This window comes from Winogradskyella eckloniae, from assembly GCF_013249045.1.
In the GTDB taxonomy this organism is placed as follows: Bacteria; Bacteroidota; Bacteroidia; order Flavobacteriales; family Flavobacteriaceae; genus Winogradskyella; species Winogradskyella eckloniae.
On record NZ_JABRWP010000004.1, the window covers coordinates 96,578 to 117,431 of the forward strand.

Sequence of the window (20,854 nt, forward strand, 5' to 3'; positions counted from 1 at the left end):
TACATAGTAACTGACTTTTTTATTTCTTATATTTAGCCTAATGAGCTATTTGAGATGAACTATTTTAAATCAATATCACTTTTAGTGACACTTTTATTTTTTAGCTGCAGTTCCAAAGGTGAGGACCATTGTATTAATAAAACAATGATTGTTACCGCTACAGCCTATAATTCATTAGCCTACCAAACAAATTCTAACCCTTCTATTACGGCTTTTGGTGATAGCTTAAAACCTGGTTTAAGATATATTGCAGTGTCTCGAGATTTATTAGACTCAGGATTGGTACATAATACAAAAGTGAAAATTAAGGGGTTTGATAGTTTATATACCGTTAAAGACAAAATGCATCGTCGTTGGCGAAACCGAATAGATATTTACATGGGTAACGATATTGAAAAAGCAAAGAAATGGGGCAAGAAAAAAGTAGAAATTCAATATTGTATACCTCAAAAGGATACGCTTACTAATTAGATGGTTTTACCATAATTTCTGAGACTATAAATGGAAAAGCACTTTGAACGTCCTTTAGCTCTGTTTTAGTTAGCGCTTCAGGAGCTTTGTTATACTTATGTTTGGCATATCTAACTCGGAGATTGTAATAAGCTTTAGTAATTTCGTCTTGTACAGCAATAAAATATTCATAGGTAGTTTGTGGAGAATGACTTAAAGAGATGACAGCCTTTTTAGGATGATCTGCAGAGGTCGCAACCTTAAGACCTTCACAATAATCACAGGTGCCTAAACAGTTATTATCTAAAAATGCTTCAACAGTTGTTTGTATTTCACTCAGCTTAACTACAGCATCATCTATGAGGATCTGTTGATTGTCATTAACCGAAATACGTAAAAGATTGCGTTCTGCAATATCGGCTACACAATTTGCTGTTTCACAAATTTTGGGCAATTGTCTTAAAATACCTTTGTCGGCAGAAATTGTAGTGGTAACTAAAAAGAAAATTAGCAATAAAAAGGCAATGTCTGCCATAGAACCTGCATTGACCGATGCAGAGTGTCTTCTAAATGATTTCATAATATAATTATTTAAATGTTAATTCTTTAACATTCACAAGAACAGTACCAATCTTGTTAAATCTTGTTAACAATTCACATTAAAAACCCTTTCAATGTCCTATTTTTGCAAAATTAACCTCGTGCTAAAATTTAAATATGTCGTCAGATACCACAATCATTCAAAAAAATGCAAATGAGAAAAGTCTTTATGATTATCAGATAAAAGACCTTAATCGCATATTTGATGTTATGCAAAATGAGTCAGACGATTTTAATCTATTATATCAGTTGCCTACAGGAGGCGGAAAGACGGTAATTTTTTCTGAAATCGTAAGACGCTATGTAGAACAACACCAGAAAAAAGTAGTGATCTTAACGCATAGAATTGAGCTTTGTAAACAAACTTCAAATGTATTATCTGGGTTTAATGTAGAGAACAAAGTTATAAATAGTAAAGTTAAAACCCTACCAGATCAAGATGAGTATCAGTGTTTTGTAGCAATGGTTGAAACCTTAAACAATCGTTTGTCTGATAATGATTTTGAGCTTAAAAACATTGGGTTAGTTATTATTGATGAAGCACACTATAATTCGTTTAGAAAATTATTTAAGTTTTTTGAGAATTGCTTTATTTTAGGTGTAACGGCAACACCTCTAAGTAGTAATATAAAGCTACCTATGAAGGATAATTATAATAAGCTTATTGTAGGTGATGATATTTCAACATTGATAAAAAATGGATTTTTGGCCAATGCAGAAGTCTTTAATTATGATGTAGGCTTAACCTCATTAAAAATAGGAATTAATGGTGATTATACTGTAAAATCTTCAGAAGCATTATACACAAATAGTTTAATGCAAACAAAACTGTTGTCGGCTTATGAGGAATTGGCAAAAGGTAAAAAAACGTTAATTTTTAATAATGGAATTTACACGTCAAAAGAAGTATATTATACATTTAAAAAAGCAGGTTATAACGTTAGACATCTTGATAATACAGCCAGTAAACAAGAACGAAAAGAGATATTGAAATGGTTTAAACACACACCAGACGCTGTGTTGTCTTCTGTGAGTATTTTAACGACAGGATTTGATGAGCCAACAGTAGAAACCATTGTATTAAATAGAGCGACGAGATCTTTAACCTTATATTTTCAAATGATTGGTCGAGGCAGCAGAATCTATAAAGATCGAAATATATTTCAGGTTATTGATTTAGGTAATAACGAAGCTCGTTTTGGACCTTGGAATCAACCTGTTGATTGGCAACATATTTTTAAAAATCCAGATTTATATTTAGAAAATATAATTGATGATGAATTATTAGAACGTGATTTTGTATACACCATGCCAGAATCCTTAAAGGTTAAGTTTAAAAAATCATATACCTTAAATTTTGATGTAAAAGCAGAATACAAAGAGGTTATTAATTCAGGTAAAAAATCATTTACAGTTATAGAACGTTCCATTGCGCAACATTCTAAAATTTGCATTGAAAACAGTGAGGATGTTTATGATGCAAGAGATTTAATAAAAGAGCTTCAAGATGAAATTGCGTTTAGAGTAAAACAATATTGTTATTGCATTATGAATAGTACTCAAAATTATAAGGATTGGCTATTCGAAGAATATAATAGACGTTTAAGAATTAGTTTTAACGGAAAGTTTTAACTTTTTTTTGTAAAAATTTCTAATATTATAGATTTAATTTGAATATATTACTATTTGGGAATGATTTTTGAATCATCACTTATAAATGAAAACAAACAAAATATAATATAGTGAAAGCCAATAAATTCATATTAGTTGTGTTTAGTCTACTTTGTAGTACTATGGTTTTTGCCCAAATAAAAGATAAAAAGACAAAGAGTATTCATATACCAGCTGTAGAATCTAAAAAAGATAAAGATTCGTCTTTAGTTAAGGTAAAAGTTGCACCTAAGCTTAAAAAAGAAGAAGAGGACAAAAAGAACGAGAGTAAGTCTAAAGTCGGGGAAGAAAAATTCATTATTAGAGAGCGTGAAAAACCTTTTTCAATGATTGAAGATGATGGTTTAAAAAGTCCAAGTGAGATTTACGAAAAAAGATGGAATAAAGACGCTGTAAAAGGAGGTATCATTAGAGAAATGTCTGATCAGTTTTTGGGAGAACATAATGTAGATACTAAGTTTGTAAATATAGTTTGTAGAGATCATCAATATCCTGATGGTGACCGTGTTCAGATTTTAATAAATGGCGCAGTTATTAAAAACAATTTATTGTTAACAAGTAGTTATAGACGTGTAGAAGTAAATTTATTGGATGGTAAGAATACAGTAGATATTGTTGCGTTAAATCAAGGAGATTCTGGTCCTAATACTGCCGAATTTGTGGTGTATGACGATAAAGGCAATGTGATTTCTTCAAAAGAGTGGAATCTTTTAACAGGTGTTAAAGCAACAATTGTTTTCAATAATGAGAAAATGATTATTACTAAAAAAGAAGCTGAAGATAAAGAAGAACAAGAAACAGCTTCTAATAATTAGTATTTATTGTTTCTATATCAGAAGGTTGCATGTGATCTAAATGAATATGCCCAATTCTTACTCTAATTAATCTTAATGTTGGAAATCCTACTTTTGCCGTCATTTTTCTTACTTGCCTAAATTTTCCTTCAGTTAAAGTTATGGACAGCCAAGATGTTGGTCCATGGCGTTCCTCTCTAACAAAACGCTCAATGATATGATGAGTGTCCTTTAATATTTTTGCCTTACAAGGTTTTGTTTTATAAGGTTTTCCATTAACAGAAATTTCAACACCATTAGATAAAGACCTAATTACGTCGGTAGTGATTATTCCATCTACCATAACATGGTATTCTTTTTCTATTTTGCTACTTGTAATGTAATGACTAAACTTTCCATCTGATGTTAATAGCAATAACCCTTCTGATTTTTCGTCTAATCGACCAACAGCCATTATATTCATGGGTAAGTTAAATAAATCACCCAGGAGTTTTTTCGATTTTCGTTTATTTTGATGGTTTACAAATTGACTTAAATACCCGTAAGGTTTATAAATTTTATAATACACTTCGTTTTTCATAGATTACCAATAGGTTATAAAGCATTTTTCTATTTTCGTATTACTATATTTTAACCAGACCATAGGCGATTTGTTTTGATTAGTAAATTCTTCAATGAAATGTTTTGCTTCAGAATATGTTAACCAATCTACGGCAATGTGAGGGACGATAAGCCAATCTAACTTATTAGGAATATAAAATTCTAATGAGTTAAAAATGTTAATGTTTTTTATAGAGCAAAATATTCCTGAAATACACTTGTTATTTAAAGGATAAGCGTTTATTTCACTATCATAATAGGGTACAAACAGTTGTGCTTTAAAACATAATTGTTGTTCTATTGTATCGCTATTTAGGTTAAGCTTTTTGAGTTCTTTTTCAGTTTCATTTTTATATAATAATGGAAATTGTTTTGTTTTTAGTTTTTCTAATTTATAAACTAAAGTATCATTTCTGTTGGGACCAATCCAATAAGAGAGTGGATTACAATAGGTTTTTAGTGTGTCGTATAAATAGAATTTATAAACAATTTCTAAATGAATAGGTGTTTTATTTTTAATAAACAAAGCATCAATTTCCCCAATGGTTTGTTTTCCATTTTGAATTTGAAGATTTTCAGTTAACCAATTAATATCAGGTAATTGCTTGAGTTGATAAAACACAAATTCTTCAACCAGTTTACCTAAGCGTTGATTTGTGAAATCTATATTAGGAGGTAGTTTGTCTTTGTTAGTTGGTAGATCTATAGATTTAAATTCATCAAAACCGTTCTCAAAAAAAAGTGAAGGAGTGTTATTATAACCTATAAATTGAAGAATAGTACTTTTATCCATGACACAATAAAAGTATATATTTAATTAAAAGAAAAACGCAAAATCTAAATTGATTTTGCGTTTTTTATTTATTATCTAATTACAAGTTTCTGTATTCGTTTCTGGTTATTTGCAGAATTTAATTCAATTATGTAAATACCAGTTGTTAATTGGCTAACATCAATAGTTTGATTTGATATTCTATCGTCAAGACTATTTTTTAATACAGCTCTACCGTGAAGATCGTATAAAGCATACGAGGTGTCTGTATCTAATTGTCCATTTATCTCTATTGATTTTGTTTTTGGATTTGCAATAATTTGCACTGAATTTAATAGCGTTTCATTGATATTTAGCGCATTGGATTCAAATCTTAAATAAAAACGTCCTGGTCCGGAAATGTTAGAATTTGCCGTAAATACGTAATCTTCAGAAGTTAGTAAGGTATACGTATTATTTAAAGTATCTTCTAAATACACATTAATTGCATCTGGTAAATCAGTTTCAAGAATACTAATGGTCACTTCTTGACCTTGTGTTGCATTAACGCCTAACGATATAGTGACATCATTCATGGCTAATTCACTTAATGCTTGTATGCCAAATGGTGTACCGTTATTATTTTCTACTAAATACGAATAAATAGAAAAATCAGGAGGTGTTGAGCTGTATAAGGCAGCATCATAACCAGGATCTAAACTAGACGTTGCGTTACTGTTAAAATAGAAATCTGTATTAAAACTAGAATCCGCTGAGCTAGAATTCAGTTTAATAAAACCGAAGTGTGCATTAATACCTCTACCAGCAATAAAATCGTCAGTAGTTCCGGTTGTTCGCATGTCAGGAGTAAAGGTAATAGTACCTCCACCAGACTTACTTTTTACAAAGAACCCTTGTCCAGGCGCAATTAATTGTCCTGTTGTAAGATTGTTTAATACCGTCCAACCATTATGAGCACTACCATCATAACCGTAAATGGCTTGGTAAGACCCTGTGTCTAATTGGGTTTTAATGAGATTAAAAAAGGTATCAAAGTCTATATAAGAAGGGTATGGGTTCCCTATTAGGTTCCAGTCACTGGCACCACCAGCATTAATAGGAATATTAACATTTGTTGTTTGTACAGTTCCGTCAAAAGTATATGTTCCGCCATCTGTAGAACCAGTTCTATACCCTTTACCTGGATCTAATGTACTACTATCATCAGATGGTGAATAGTTAATGTATGCATCTGAAGATGTACTAAAAGGTCCGAATAAAAAGGCTAAATTTCCTCCAATATTTCCTGACAGTATATTTGAATTAGCCGCTCTAAAATCTCCAAAATTTTGCCCAGTAACTGGTGCACTAATCAAGTCGTTAGCATTAGTACTAGAACCAGCACCTGCTGCAAAGTTAATATGTCGTTTGTATTGAATATCACCTGTAGAAGTACCTTCAACAATTAAACTAGAATATTTAGTTGAAATTGATTCTAAGATTAAGGTTCCATTGTTAATTAAATCACCTTTAACGGTTAAACTTGCGCCTTCTTCTACAGTGACTGTTGCTCCGCTTAATATTTCTAAATCGTTAATGACGACTTCTTCATCAGCAGCTATAGCATATGTACCGTCGGCAATAATTGTATTAGTTGTATCTGAGTTATGATCTGGTCCATCGGTATTAATCCAAGCACTATTACAATATAAGATAGAATTCGCAGGCACATTGATGCCACAACTATTACCTGGCGATAAATATTGAATCAAAGTTGCCTTCGGTGTTGTAGTGCTATCATTATTAGAATTCGCGGTTCCTCCTCTTGCTCTTAAATGTATACTTACTAAACTGTTTGAACCATCGCTGTACACTTGAACTCGCAATGCGTCTGCTTCAATAGGATCAAAGTTAGGTCCTCCCCATTCATATATACCATCATCAATCCAACCGCCTTGGCCTTGATCTAAGATCGTCCAAACACCATCTTTTCTATGACTAATGATCCACATTGAATCAGATTGATCTTGATTTGCGTAAGACCCTCCAATTGTGATGTAATTCATATACTTTACGTTTGGCCAATTTACTTGCCATTTAAAACCATCGTCAACACTAGGTAAACCTAGATTTTCATTGAAAGCTACTCCATATTCATTATATGATGTTACCGTTCTATAATCATCAATTAGCGGGTCATATAATATATCAGTTGGGATTCCTCTACCATTACTTGCAGACCCGTAGACTGTTGCTTCTGTTAATAATGCTAAATTGGTATTATCATCAGGTATATTATCTGGAATTCCTCCTAAACTACATTTACTTGGAGCTTCAAAGCCTCTTTCTTTTAGATAGTGACATGTGCCTTCAGTAAAATAAGCGTCGATATCAACATCGATACCATCTGCAGTTAAACCTGTTAGTGTAACAGTTTGCGGGCTTGTGCCAATTGCGAATGATTGCCCATTTACAACCAAAGAACCAGAACTTGGTGCTACAGTATATTCTACTACTAAATCTTGCGAATATATATCAGTATTACTATCACAGCTTGGTAGACCAGAAGATGAAACATTGATAATTGGACAATTACTATTATAATATACTATTAATTTAGGATGGTCGTTTACATCGCCATTTCTCGATTCTGCGACACGCTTTCCAGTTCCCGAGACAATAAATGTAACAGCGTTACCTACTTGCCATCCTGGTTGTGAAATTATTTCGGTTACTATAGATTGAAGATAAGGAGAACGTTGTTTGTAAGCTTTTTCACCTGTATTTTCCCAAGCAGCAACATTATTCCAAGTTTCAGAATTTGATGTTAATGGTCGTGATGATATATCATTGGTAGAGGTTGTAAATCCATTACTATCATCTGACAATTCACCATGAAAAGTTAAATTAGTAACTTCTGAATTTTGTTCATCAGCCTCAAATTGTATATAGGCTCTATGAATTGTAGCTCCTTTAGGAATATTGATATTATTAAATCTTAAACCAACAATTTGGTCTGATCCTCCATCGTCCACAAATTCTAGATCTGTACTTGTAATATTTACAGCACCTGTAGAAATAAATTCTTCTGCATCATCACCAGAGGCTACAATTGGATACGTTTCGTTAGTGGTTGTAAGTTGATCGACTCCAATACAATTACAATTCCCATCTTCTTCATCATAAATGGTAGTTGGGTCATTATCATCACAAACAACACCTCGTGGTGGACAACTAATATCTGGAGAATTAGATATTGTAACAACATCGCCAGTTGGAGGGTTAAATACAGTTAAATTAGCCGGAAGGGTAAAGGGGTCAGTATTAGAAACAGAGCCAACTGATCCGGGATTATCCACTTGGATTGTTCTTAATTCAATTTTGAATTCATCAACGAAAATGAGCTTAAATTGATTAAATTTCCCAGAGTTTCTAGTCCAAGTCTTATCATCGTCTGCATCACGTAATGGTGCTCCCCAACAACCTTCTCCTGTGTAGACTGTACCACTTGTTTGTTCTACGACAAAACCTTCATCATTTCCTATGTCTGCTGATGGTTTAACAGGCCATGTCGTTTTAGATAAATGAGAATCACAATCTACAACCAAACGGACACCTTCATCGTAAAATAATTGAGCCCATGCATCATATAAATAATTGTTTTCAGCTTTGTTATCTGTATGTGGCCTCATTGGTTTGTGATACTGGGCCATTTTCCATTTTAAATTAGTAGAGGCTGTATTTAAATCGTTCTCTAACCATGTTTTTTGATTTCCTAAAACAGATATTTCTGAATTTAAGGTGTAAGCCTTTATAAGGTCGTTTCCAAAGGTAATTGAATAATAAGAATCCGCATTTGGTGTATCAAATAACTTGTATATGGTCTCTGAGTCAGACTCATGGTTTCCTCTAGCCGGAATAATTGGAAACATACGTCCGTCACTAGCAATGGTAAGTTGCCAATCATCAAACCAATCTTGCCATTGTCCTGAGCTGTTAGAATCTGTCATGTCACCTCCAAAGAATACAGCATGAGGTTTCAATTTGCTCACAAGTGTATTGGCATCTTGTCTTGGAGTTCTATTGTTTCTTGAATCTCCACCTGCTATAAATGATAGTCTACTTAAATCGTTTGGCGCAGTTCTAAACCAAAATCGTTGACTTGTACTATCACTATCATTTATAACAAAATAATAATTAGTGTTTGGGGTTAACCCAGTTAAGCGCACAAATCGATTGTCCATTCCTTTAAAAGACACAGTTCTATCTACTGTTTTAGAACTTGAATATAGTGTGTGATCTGTGCCATGGTCTACAGTATCATAATATACTATTGGTGAAGTACCTGAAGTTTGATTCCAACCGATTGTAATAGTCGTAGAAGGATCATCCATGATCATAATTCTATACTTGTCGTTGTTCGCAAAACTTAAAGAAATACTAAACAAAACTGTAAAGCAGATTAAAAATAATTTATGTTTCATGCTATGCGTATTTTAGGGGTTGCGGCTTTTCTATTTTCAAATAAAAGAACCAAAAGGGGTAATAAGCCATGGGCTAGTCTATATACTGTTAAGTAGCTAGAGCCATGTATTGTTTGTGAAATAAAATTAAAATTGATGCCAGAAACTATTCTTGCAAAAGCTGTAGCAAATCCCCAAATTATCATGTACCAAAGGGCGTACTTTGAAAAATTAGGAACAAATGCTAGTAATGCACATATAACATCCAAAAAGCCAACTACAAATAAAAATTGTGTGGCTTGTGTTTCATTACTACCAAGAATGGAAATTGTCATATCTACAAAGTGACCAGGTCTATATGGAAATCCCATGGCTAACATCCCATGAGGTATAAAGGTTAAGGCTATGGCTATCTTAAGTCCCGTGATTAATTTTGTGTTGTCTACGTTCAATTCTATATTTTTCCATAACAAAAATGGAGCGGTCAATTGAATACTCATTTCAAATAATTGAAGAATATCGTAATTTCTATCTTTCACCATACAGATACCTAAAATAAATAATAGAATTAACCCTAGACCTATTACGAAACGTTTAAGTTTTATAAATTTTATCTGACTCCAAAATAGACTAAACAATGCAGCTAAAACAAAAACAAAACTATTGAGCTTTGTAAATCCTTCAATCCAAGTGTTTACAGTTGAGCTGGTTGCATAATCAAACCATTCATAGTTAAAAACACCTTCAACAATTGGTGTTAATAAACTTTCATCCCATAAAAAAGCTCTATATGGTCCGCCAAAAAAATACAACTGATAAGCTCTCCCTAAAAAAACGGTAAAAGCACAAATCTTAACGAGCGATATTAATTTTATTTTATTCATTTAAAGTGCCTAAAATTAACCATTAAAACAGTAAAAGAATTTATTATTCGATTAATAGACTAAATATCCTATAAACTGAACGAATATCAATGATTTAAGCATTTTTTTATGTTGAAAATTCATATGTTTTACGAATCATTCTTCACTACATTTGAGGCGTAAATATGTGATACGTCACAATTATTTATTCATCTCATTAATATTTTTGATGAAATACAAATAAATACGATAAAAGTGGATTGAAATATGCCTAAATAGGTCAAAATAATCTGAACATAATAGGTGTTCTTTGAGTGGCACTTTACTCTTAGATTTTTTCTGAAAATCTTGTATTTAATTCTTTGAATTACTGTTAGTTAAACATCTTTATGTTATGTTTTAATTCTAGTATGTTTTGAGTTAAAAGCAATTCGTTATAACTTCTATAAATGGTGAAAAAAGTGTAAAATATGTTGAAAACATATTTTATTGTCTTAGAATTGTTAGTTCTTTACACTTATTATGAGTTTAAAAAAAGGTAGGTCGTTCCATATAATTTGTATTGTGCTAATTTGTATGAATACAGTAGCATGTACATTAAATCCTAGTGATGATTTACAAGCATTAACTAAAATTGCAATCCGTGATTTTGGACATCGTTTACTGTTGATAAATAAAGATAGTAGCGCATTGGTTTTACCTATAAGATTTGAAAATCCTAATAAATATTTGTTAAACTTTAATACGACATTGGCGATTGAACCAGGTCAATTAATCATTGCAGTTGAAGAAAGTTTTGAAAAAGCGAAACTATCAGACCAATATAGAATAGAAGTAAAGACATGTGATACTCAAAATGTTGTTTATAGTTTTCAAAGAAATGCTCTTGAAAATAGTACACTTATACCGTGTATAGGTAGAGGTTTGCCTAAATCTTGTTATATAATTGAAGTAGTGTTTATCACTAATGCTAATCATTTTGTGGAAAACAAAAATAGTATCATTTTTGTTTTTGTATTATTAGTTGTGTCGATAAGCGTTTTCTATATAAAACTAAAACGATCTTCAACTAACTCTAAAAGCCCTTCTGAAATAGGTGAAAAATTAGGTAATTTTTATTTTTATCCCGAACAGAATAAATTGGTTATTAAATCTGAAGAAATTGCATTATCAAAAAAAGAATGTGAATTGCTTTCACTTTTTGTGTCTAAGCCAAATCAAATACTAAAAAGAGATGAACTCACAAAGCGCGTTTGGGAAGACAAAGGTGTATTTGTTGGTAGAAGCTTAGATACATATATTTCTAAACTGCGTAAAAAATTAAAATCGGATAGTTCTATTAAACTTACTAATGTACATGGCGTTGGGTATAAATTAGAGATAAATGAATAGTTATCTATAATAACTTTTACTTGTTCCTTTAGTACATGCACAGTTGCTAATACCTTGAAATAAATCTAGACCTATAGTAATCATATGTGTACCTGTATTATAACCTGATAAGTCATTAAACGTAAATTGATACGCATAACCAAAATAAAACTTATTAAATGTTATTCCGGCCATAGGGCCTAAGTTTAAGGGTTCAAAAAATTGATCATTAAGAAAACGATAAGAAGCACCTAGCCAATAATAATCACCTTTTCTGTTAAATTTTCTGTATTTAAAATTAACATCAGTACTAGAACGTTTGTCACTATCAAAAAGTTGAAAAAACACAGAAGGTTCATATTCTACATCTTTATTATCCTTAGATTTAAGTACAAGACCTGAGTATATTTGATAATTTAATAAGCGACTAGGTTCTAGTCCAATATAAGGATCAGTGTCTTTTTTTAAAAAATTATTAGCATTAAAACTTAAATAGAATGCTTTCCAACGGTATAAAATACCAGCATCAAAATTATTATTAGAAACAGAGCGGTCGTCTGTAATACTAGGATCTAAAATAGGGATATCATAAGTGGTGTTAAAGTTTTCTATATCTATTCTGAAACTATTAATATTATAAGAAAGCCCAAAGGATAGGTATTGTTTTGATTTGTAATCTAATATTAAATGATGTGCAAAAGAAAATTTAACACCTTTTTGTCTTGTGTTTCCATTTTTATCGTTGTACGCAGATATACCTAATCCTGTGCTATTGGCAATTCTAAAATCTGCGTATACAGATTGGTTATCTGGTGCATTTTTAATTCCAACCCATTGTGTTAACCCATTGGCTCTAATTTTTAAGTTATCACCAATTCCAGCATAGGTTGGAGAGATTACAAAATTATTTTCAGATAAATACTGTGTAAATACTGGTAAGTTTAATTCTTGACCAAAGCTATGAGCAGTGACCAAAACGAGAAAATATAGTGCGATTTTTTTCATAATGTTAACTTTTTGTCTGCTTTGCTGTTATCTGTAAAGTGTAAAATGTCCTACAAACTCTTTATCGTGTGAAGTGTCATTTGTTTTAACCACAAACCAGTAATCACCTGTTGGTAGTTCAGTACCGTTATATCTTCCATCCCATACTTCTCCAACACGATATTCAGCAATTTTACGACCATAGCGATCAAAAATATCGAAGGTGAGGTTAGGGTAGTTTTCTGTACAACCTGGTGCCCATGTATCAAATTCTCCGTCGCCATCTGGTGTAAACCAATTAGGTATACAGATGTCTTCAAATTCTAATTCTATCTGTGCTTTAGCAAAACAACCAGTGCTATCAGTAACAATAACTTCATAGATACCAGATTCCGTGATTATGAATGAATTTTCAGATCCAAAATCTTCATCATTCATTGTAAATTGATAATCGCCTTCACCACCAGATGCATTGGCAATAAATTCATTAAGTTCGCCTTCAACTAACGTTAATGTAATTGGCGTACTAGCTTCTATATCAAAAAATTCTGTAGTTTGTATACAACCATTAGAATGCCTAACATCAATGTAGTGGTTTGTACCTACAGGTACATTTATAAATTTCTCACTTTCTTGATAAGGTCCACCATCTAATGAATAATCTAATTGTGTTAAATCTGTAATGGATTCATCTACAGTGACAGTTACAATATTTCCTTGGATGTTATTCTCACAAATATTTTCAATGATAACCTCAGGTAGTATGGTTACAGATTCAGGGAATGTAATATTCCATTCAGATTCACAACCTTCAGCATCACGTACAAAAACGACATGATCTCCACCTTCAAGGTTTGTAAAATCGAATTCATTTTGTGTTGCATTTCCAACGGTATATGGTCCATCGTAATCATCTAAACTTACGCTATAAGGCAATGTTCCTCCAGATATTGCAATACTGAACTCACCATCTTCATTACCTGAACAAATTTCTGGAAAGAAGGAATCTGCCACAATATTCAATATCACAGGATTAGGTTCTGAAATAGAAAAGCTGAAATTTAGATAACATCCTAATTCATCTTGTACAATTAAATCATAATCTCCTGGTGACAAATTTTCTATTGTGTTCGTTTCAAAAAATTGATTTAATTGAGGCGAAATAGCATATTTTATAACACCTGTTCCTCCTGTAGCGATTATTTCTACAGCACCATTATTGTTCCCTGCACATGTTACATTATTTACATCAATAGTAGCTTCTAATGGCGCATCTGGTTCAGTAATACTAATTTGGGCAGATGTTGTAGTACAATCTCCACTTTCTACAAATACCGTATAATTGCCAGCGTAGAGTTCTGTGAAATAACCAGGACTATTTTGTGTTGCGGTAATTGGATTTCCAGATGCATCTTGTAGAGTGTATATGTAATTACCTAATCCTCCTAAAGCAGTAGCTGATATAGATCCGTTATTATCACCAGCACAATTAATAGTTGGGTTGGTAGATGCTAATGTCACTGTTAATGGAGGTAGAGGATCTATAGTTATTTCGTTAGATACTGTGGTAACACATCCATTTGTGTCTCTTACATAGTAAGCGTATGTGCCATCTGAAACCGAAAATGTAGTAGATGATGTAAAACTGCCTAAAATTGGGTTAAAAGATGCGTTTTCGCTGTAAGTATATGTTCCTGTACCTCCAGTAGCACTTAGTGTTAATGTTGATTCTGTTAAACAGGTTTGAGTTGTAGTTCTAACTAAGGTTGATGCTACAGGAGATGGTTCGGTGATGATTATATCTATCGAAGTTAATTCACAATCATATCCATCCGTTACTCTAACAAAATAGGTGCCAGGACCTAAATTTTCAAATACGTTAGACGTTTGTGGACCCGACGAACTAGCGGTAGGAGAAACGGTATTAAGCGTATAAGAATAGTTTGTACCTTGACCACCCGAAACGTTTGTGATTGTGATACTTGCATCTTGATCTCCAAAACACGCTAATTCAGTCGTGCTTGGTGTAAATGTTGCCGTTATTGGTGTTGGTGTTTCTAATGTTATTGTTTCCGAAACTATACATCCTTTAGCGTCTCTTACATTAACGGTATAAGTACCAGCAGATAAGTTTGAAAAGGTAGCATTTGAAGCATAAGCAACAGTTGCATCACCAGTGAGTTCATATTCCAAGTCTCCCCAACCACCAGTTGCTGTTGCGGTTATTGTCCCTTGGTTATTGTTACAAGTAACATCCGATGTCTCTGTAATATTTAGACTTAATGGAGCTGTAGGCGAAGATATAATTACAAGTTTTTCTGCCGAACAGAATGGAAATTCTGTTTCTGTAATCACAACGGAGTAAGAACCAGATTCCATAGCAGATACTGTAAATGGATTTGTTGTTGTATTTGCATTTACAATTCCGGTTACGGAAGTGTTTGAATCATCAATTACGTCATAAGTATATGTACCTGAATAATTTTGAATATTAATTTCAAAAGATCCAGAATTGTCTCCAAAACAGATTACTGATGTTGGCTCTAATGTAAATATAGGTTCTATAGCTTCAGCTACTGTAATTGAAACGTCATCAGAACAACCTGTTACTGTATCAGTTATTGTAACAGTATAAGTTCCTGAAGGGACACCAGAAAAGACATTGTCAGTTAAGCTAATAGATGTAGAATTTGGTGTAATAGAATAGGTGTAGAATCCAGATCCTCCTTTTCCAGTAATCGTAATTTCTCCATCATTGTCAGCACAAGTTGGGAAAGCTGTTACTTCTGGTGTTAGTGTAATTGGTGGCGCTATTTCTAAACTAACAGTGTTTCCACAACCATTCATATCCTTAACAGAAATGGAATGAGAGCCAGAATAAAGATTAGAAAGTGTAAACGGAAAAGTTTGTGTTTGAAAAGCACCTCCATTTATGCTCACTGTATATGGTGGTATACCTGCAGTATCAAGGGTAACTTCTATTTCATATTCACCTTCAGCTACCGTACATTGATTTGTATTAATAGCAGAAATAATTGGTGTTTCATCCATTTCCAAAATTTGAACAGGACTAGTTACAATACAATTATATGCGTCTATAACATGCACATAGTAGCTTCCGGCATCCTCGTTAAAAGTGCTAGTTGAACTCCATTGAGCATCCGTTGGACTTGGCGTTGTAGATGTATTGGTTATTTGATACCTATATGGTGATGTTCCATGAGACGCAATTGCACTAATAACACCAGAGTTTGGGTTACAATTGGCATTATTGTCTATAGAAACAGCTAATTCTAGTGCTATAGCAGATTCTGTAATATTAAAAGGAATGGTGACTATGCCACAACCTGAGTTGGGACCAGAAGTTTCACTTATTGAAACAAAATAGTTTCCAAATGGTAATGGGCCTAAATTAGAGACATCTAATGAACCATTCATTGGTACAGTGCCAGAACCAATAATACCAGTAGATTGTAACGATAAGGAATCAAATATTTCAAAGTTGACATTCACATCAGTTGTGTATGTACTATTAACTGTAAAAGAAACGTTACCATCAGCACTACCAGTACATGTTATATTGTTAGAGCTAAACGCAGATGTTGTTAACGATGAATTTGTTGGTATCGCTACTGTTGAAGGTTCATAATAACTACAATTAGTAGATTGATCAAAAACAATAAATGTATAAAGTACACCTGGAATTAAACCAGTAAATGTGGCTGATTGACTTCCTGGTGTGTCTTCGGCAAGCCAAGTCCCTGTAGGATAAACCGTTGAAGGACCTTCATAAATACTAAAGAAAAATGGACCAGAGCTACTTAAGGACGAACCAACACTAACTTCTGCTTCACCACCTGTAGCACAATCTATCGTAGATGTGATATTAATATCGAGATCAGTAGGAGGTGATGCTACAAGGACATCTTGGGCTAACATAGAACATCCATTTGCATCGACAACGTTAATTTGATATAAACCAAAATCAACAACATCAAAATTTACAGACGTAGATCCAGTATTGTTTAATTCAGAATTAGAGTATCCATTGGTTCCTGTAACAAAATAATTATATGGTGCTGTACCACCAACAACGGAGTTTACAATTACAGATCCTTGAGAAACACCACCTGAAGTACACGTAATGTCTATGGCATCGTAATCTAAAACAATGGCATCTGGCTGATGGATCGTTATAGTTTCTGTCGCAGTACAAGATTTAGAATCGGTAACGGTAATGGTATATGTTCCAGCAGGTAAACTCGTAGTTTGAGTGCCATAGTTGGTTCCAGTAGTGTCATTATTAACATCGATAACGTATGGAGGCGTACCTACCGTTGTATCAATGGTAATATCTATAGCTCCATTGGTGTCACCATGACATAAGATTGGTTGGGTTTGAGCGACTAAGCTTAACGCTGGTAAAGAAATTGGATGAATGTTAATTTCTCCAGATTCTGCTATACAGTTATTGGCATCAGTGATTTGAAATTGATAGGTGCCTTCGTTTGCCGTTGCATATGAAAAAGTTGTTCCAGTTGCTCCTAAATCGGTATAGGCACTTCCATTGAAAGAAACCGCATAGGTATATGGTGCAGGACCAGTTATGGTTCCTGAAATTATGGCGTCACTAGACGTGGTACAATCTAAGTCTTTAGTAAGTACTGCTGATACTGTAGGCACTGGAATAGGATCAATCGTATACGATTCAGCGTAAATACAATCGTTTTCGTCTTTTACCTGAAAAGTGTAAGTACCAGGTTCTAAGTCAGCGAAATTTGTCGATGTTTGATATGGTGTTGCACTGGCTGTAGGTGCTATGATTTGATATTCTAAAGTTCCTATACCACCTATGGTTTCAATGATTGAAACTGTAGCTGTATTTGTTGGACATGTTACGGCTGAATGATCAAATGTTAAATTTGTTGGTGGATTTAATGGCGCAATCTCTATGTCGTTTGCTGCCGCAGAACATCCACTACTATCTTTTATTATTATGGTATAAGTACCATCTGATAAATTATTAAAAACTGGACTCGTTTGAAAATTCACGCCATCAAGACTATATGTATATGGTGCTGTTCCTCCTGTTTCGTTTGTCACTGTTATGGTTCCGTTTTCTAGACACGTAAATGGCGACGAGAGTTCTGCTGTTCCTGTAATTGTAGAACCTGAGTTAATTGTTATGGATTGAGAATCCGTTGTACATTCTGCAGAACCTGAGGTATATTGTAATACAATATCATAAGAACCAGCAATTAAACCTGTAAATGAATTTGAACTTACAAAATTAGTTCCGTCATCAATACTGTACAAAATACTGCTTCCATTAGCATTTGTGACTGCTATTGTAATCGCTCCAGAGTTGGCGTCATCCGCACATGTAATATCTGTTTTATTGATGTTAAATTCTGGTGGGTCAATAGCGTTTACATTAATAGAAACCTCTGTTTCACAGTTATTAGCATCAACAACAGTAATGGTGTATGTACCAGCTGTAGAAACCGTGATTTCTGATGTAGATTGAAAATCTGTACTTCCGTTAACAAAATAATAATAAGGAGAAGTACCACCAGTTGGGTAAACCGTAATTACACCGTCATCACAAGATAGAGGCGTGGTTAATGCGACCGTTGCCGATAGTATTTCTGGTTCTGTTATGGTTATGTCTTCTGAAGCTGTACAGCCATTTTCAGAAGTAATTGTAGCTGTATATACGCCTGCGTTAAGATTTTCAAACGTGTAATTATTGTCTACTATTGGACCAACACTATTCACTAAGGTCGCACCTTGGTGCAGTGTAAAGGAATATTGTGGGTCAGCTTCATTTGCAGCGAGTTGAATACTACCTTTATCACCATGACATAATGGTTGTACGACAGTCGTCGTCGCTGAAAATTCGCGATCTCTAATTAATACATCTGGTACTTCAAAAACACATGGATTTGTTGCGACACCAATTTGTCTAACATACACTGAATAAGTGTCTGCCGTATTTATTGAAAATACGTTGCTAGATTGGTAGGTTACGTCGTCTAAACTGTATTCATAACCAGAAGGCACATTATTTACAGTGATACTTCCGTTAGTAGTACAAATTATGTCGGTAGCGTTAACCGTTGGATTCAATACATTTTCATATACATTAAAATAAAACTGTACAAAACATCCACCAGGATAATTAATCGTAATTCTATATTGACCAGAAGTATCTGCCATAAAATCAGAACCATTACCTACGTTATTCCATGTACAAGCTGTATCTTCATTTGCACAGTCGCTATTAGAAACGGCAGCACAACTTGTTTCATCTAATTTTTCCCATATAATGGATGTAGAACTCGATATATTCGTTTGAATATGTCTAGAATCATTTGCACCACATAAAAATATATTTGGTAATTCTTTTCCATTATTAGGACAGGTTACAATTTCATCTGCATATGGTAATACAGGATTTGTAATGTCATTTCCAAATAATTCAACATTAAAACGCTGCACAATTGATTGACATGGAGCAACAGCAGTATTATAAGAATAATATGAACCCGATTCTGTAACTGTGATGGATTGGCTTGTATCTATGACAGGTGTACCAGTAGGACTCGTAGACCATGCATAAGAATCATATCCATTAGCAGCTGTTAATTCTACGCTTTCTCCACACAATATGACGCTTTCTTGAAAGCCACAATCGAGATCAGCTAAAAAATTTGTAGCCTGTGGTGTGATTAAACATCCAGTATTAGAACTTAAACTAGGATCATCTGTAATTGTAAAATCTGGATTTATTGTGCCTTGATAAGAAACAAAAGCTTGGTTTTGAATAATATTAGAACATGCTTCTAATAGTTCTGAACATGAATCAACAACTTGCGCTTCAATTCTAATTTCTAAAACAGGATCGTTTTCTTCTACAATGGAATCATCGACATCAAATATTAATTCTCTTGTTGTAGGGTTATAACTAGACACGGTAACGCCAGGAGGCAATACTAAATCCGTTGGATGATTATATACAATGTTAACTGGTAAAATATCTCTGATTTGCAAATTTGTGGCATCATCATTTCCTGTGTTTTGGAATCCTATGACATAATTAACAGGTGAGCCAAGACCTACAAGTTGGTCACCAATGTTATTTCCTAAATTATCTTCAACAATTTTAGTGAGTACAATATTTGGAGCAATAATTTCAATAGCAAAAGCACTGAAATAATAATAATAGATATCTAAATTACTACCTAGACTGATGTCTGCTGAGGTTGCATTATTGGCAATTAATGAATTGCCTGGATTAGGGATATTAATAATTCCGGCATCAAATCCTAAAGTGTTGGAACTATTAGGAACTCTATTTGTAAATAATTCGGAGGTGTTAGTGATAGGGTCAATGTCAGACACACTACTATTAAAGAAATTGTTGGCTGGTCTGATGACGTTACCTGCGTTATTTGTAACACTAATGGTAGTGCCATTTAACTGTAAATAATCTCCTGTCCATCCTTTATCACCTTCAATTGTTGCAAAAGCAAATTTAGCACGAACTGGTCCTGTTGGAATTGTATTAAAACCACTTACAGGAAAAGTTTCATTGATGGTACTAGTAATTTTGGTAAAGCCGTCAAATGAGGTTATGTATTTACTTGGTAATAATGGGTCTTCATAGATAACAAATAAAGACCATCCTGCGGATAGTCCTTCTGAATTTGGTCTTGGACCAACTAAAGTAGATATGTTTGCTACGGCATAGGTTCCTTCTGGATTTGGCAAAGCCGTTAGCATAGAAGTAACATCATGATAATAGGCATAGGTATTAGAATGATTATTATTAGATGCATTTTGATAATATATTTCTGTTCCTGTTATATCTACATAGGATCCTCCAGGTACTTTAAATTTTATATCAGATATTGGTTCATCGCCATCAACTACAGCACTCCAATATAAGCCAGCATAGACAATTTTGTAACAACTTTCGTCACTAGGGATGTCTAGATCTGCGCTACTCGAATTGAATGTGTTTGCATCTCCATCGATGTCTACATAAACAGCAGCATTTAAATTGTCGTTGGTGTTATTTCCGTTGTAAGGATTGGAAGCATGTAATCCCACATTACTGTTTCCAATCAAAAGCATGTCTCCTTTAATTGCTTGATCGTACCTTGGAGAGAAGGGTACTAGGTTTTGTGAATACGATTGCTGTCCCAAAATCAGCAATAACACAATTAGGGCAATTCTAGAAAAAGTAGGTTTTTTCATAGTATTTTATTTTTCGTTCACATCTTTTTCCTCAGGGCAGAGAAA

General features: G+C 33.4%; 11 protein-coding genes. 4 read left to right on the forward strand and 7 right to left on the reverse strand.

The window, feature by feature from the left end; translation table 11 throughout:
• Nucleotides 1-144 precede the first annotated feature (144 nt).
• Nucleotides 145-471 carry a 3D domain-containing protein gene (locus tag HNV08_RS08110; protein ID WP_241697196.1) on the forward strand — a complete coding sequence of 109 codons (327 nt, stop codon included), beginning with the start codon at nucleotides 145-147 and terminating at the stop codon, nucleotides 469-471.
• On the opposite strand, the gene HNV08_RS08115 is transcribed toward HNV08_RS08110, so the two are convergent.
• On the reverse strand, nucleotides 464-1,030 hold the full coding sequence (locus tag HNV08_RS08115) for an ExbD/TolR family protein (RefSeq protein WP_173280684.1): 567 nt from the start codon (nucleotides 1,028-1,030) through the stop codon (nucleotides 464-466). The genes HNV08_RS08110 and HNV08_RS08115 overlap by 8 nt on opposite strands.
• Before the next feature lie 137 nt (nucleotides 1,031-1,167).
• On the opposite strand from HNV08_RS08115, the gene HNV08_RS08120 reads away from it, so the two are divergent.
• Together HNV08_RS08120 and HNV08_RS08125 are read left to right on the forward strand one after the other, a co-directional pair.
• The gene (locus tag HNV08_RS08120) at nucleotides 1,168-2,682 is read left to right on the forward strand and encodes a DEAD/DEAH box helicase (RefSeq protein WP_173280685.1); all 1,515 of its coding nucleotides are present in this window, start codon (nucleotides 1,168-1,170) and stop codon (nucleotides 2,680-2,682) included.
• A gap of 110 nt (nucleotides 2,683-2,792) precedes the next feature.
• Nucleotides 2,793-3,536: a hypothetical protein gene (locus HNV08_RS08125; RefSeq protein WP_173280686.1), complete on the forward strand. Its 744-nt coding sequence runs from the start codon at nucleotides 2,793-2,795 to the stop codon at nucleotides 3,534-3,536.
• On the opposite strand, the gene HNV08_RS08130 is transcribed toward HNV08_RS08125, so the two are convergent.
• From HNV08_RS08130 to HNV08_RS08145, 4 genes are all read right to left on the reverse strand, one after another.
• Nucleotides 3,526-4,095: a pseudouridine synthase gene (locus tag HNV08_RS08130; RefSeq protein WP_173280687.1), complete on the reverse strand. Its 570-nt coding sequence runs from the start codon at nucleotides 4,093-4,095 to the stop codon at nucleotides 3,526-3,528. The two genes, HNV08_RS08125 and HNV08_RS08130, sit on opposite strands and share 11 nt — an antisense overlap.
• 3 nt (nucleotides 4,096-4,098) lie before the next feature.
• Nucleotides 4,099-4,908 carry a DUF1853 family protein gene (locus HNV08_RS08135; protein WP_173280688.1) on the reverse strand — a complete coding sequence of 270 codons (810 nt, stop codon included), beginning with the start codon at nucleotides 4,906-4,908 and terminating at the stop codon, nucleotides 4,099-4,101.
• A 71-nt stretch (nucleotides 4,909-4,979) separates the two neighbouring features.
• Nucleotides 4,980-9,350 carry a fibronectin type III domain-containing protein gene (locus tag HNV08_RS08140; protein WP_173280689.1) on the reverse strand — a complete coding sequence of 1,457 codons (4,371 nt, stop codon included), beginning with the start codon at nucleotides 9,348-9,350 and terminating at the stop codon, nucleotides 4,980-4,982.
• Nucleotides 9,347-10,213 carry a hypothetical protein gene (locus HNV08_RS08145; protein ID WP_173280690.1) on the reverse strand — a complete coding sequence of 289 codons (867 nt, stop codon included), beginning with the start codon at nucleotides 10,211-10,213 and terminating at the stop codon, nucleotides 9,347-9,349. The genes HNV08_RS08140 and HNV08_RS08145 overlap by 4 nt, the downstream gene beginning before the upstream one ends.
• Nucleotides 10,214-10,768: 555 nt before the next feature.
• Here HNV08_RS08145 and HNV08_RS08150 point away from each other — a divergent pair.
• A complete protein-coding gene (locus HNV08_RS08150; RefSeq protein ID WP_173280691.1) occupies nucleotides 10,769-11,584 on the forward strand; it encodes a winged helix-turn-helix domain-containing protein in 816 nt (271 codons plus the stop codon).
• Here the strand turns inward: HNV08_RS08150 and HNV08_RS08155 are convergent, their stop codons facing one another.
• Together HNV08_RS08155 and HNV08_RS08160 are read right to left on the reverse strand one after the other, a co-directional pair.
• Nucleotides 11,585-12,568, reverse strand: a complete 984-nt coding sequence (locus HNV08_RS08155) for a PorP/SprF family type IX secretion system membrane protein (protein ID WP_173280692.1) — start codon at nucleotides 12,566-12,568, stop codon at nucleotides 11,585-11,587. It lies immediately after the preceding gene.
• A gap of 27 nt (nucleotides 12,569-12,595) precedes the next feature.
• On the reverse strand, nucleotides 12,596-20,809 hold the full coding sequence (locus HNV08_RS08160) for a T9SS type B sorting domain-containing protein (protein WP_173280693.1): 8,214 nt from the start codon (nucleotides 20,807-20,809) through the stop codon (nucleotides 12,596-12,598).
• Nucleotides 20,810-20,854 lie beyond the last annotated feature (45 nt).

Coding starts and splice junctions, on each gene's coding strand:
- HNV08_RS08110 (WP_241697196.1), top strand. CDS start 145: ATGATTGTTACCGCTACAGCCTATAATTCATTAGCCTACCAAACAAAT.
- HNV08_RS08115 (WP_173280684.1), bottom strand. CDS start 1,030: ATGAAATCATTTAGAAGACACTCTGCATCGGTCAATGCAGGTTCTATG.
- HNV08_RS08120 (WP_173280685.1), top strand. CDS start 1,168: ATGTCGTCAGATACCACAATCATTCAAAAAAATGCAAATGAGAAAAGT.
- HNV08_RS08130 (WP_173280687.1), bottom strand. CDS start 4,095: ATGAAAAACGAAGTGTATTATAAAATTTATAAACCTTACGGGTATTTA.
- HNV08_RS08135 (WP_173280688.1), bottom strand. CDS start 4,908: ATGGATAAAAGTACTATTCTTCAATTTATAGGTTATAATAACACTCCT.
- HNV08_RS08140 (WP_173280689.1), bottom strand. CDS start 9,350: ATGAAACATAAATTATTTTTAATCTGCTTTACAGTTTTGTTTAGTATT.
- HNV08_RS08145 (WP_173280690.1), bottom strand. CDS start 10,213: ATGAATAAAATAAAATTAATATCGCTCGTTAAGATTTGTGCTTTTACC.
- HNV08_RS08150 (WP_173280691.1), top strand. CDS start 10,769: ATGAATACAGTAGCATGTACATTAAATCCTAGTGATGATTTACAAGCA.
- HNV08_RS08155 (WP_173280692.1), bottom strand. CDS start 12,568: ATGAAAAAAATCGCACTATATTTTCTCGTTTTGGTCACTGCTCATAGC.
- HNV08_RS08160 (WP_173280693.1), bottom strand. CDS start 20,809: ATGAAAAAACCTACTTTTTCTAGAATTGCCCTAATTGTGTTATTGCTG.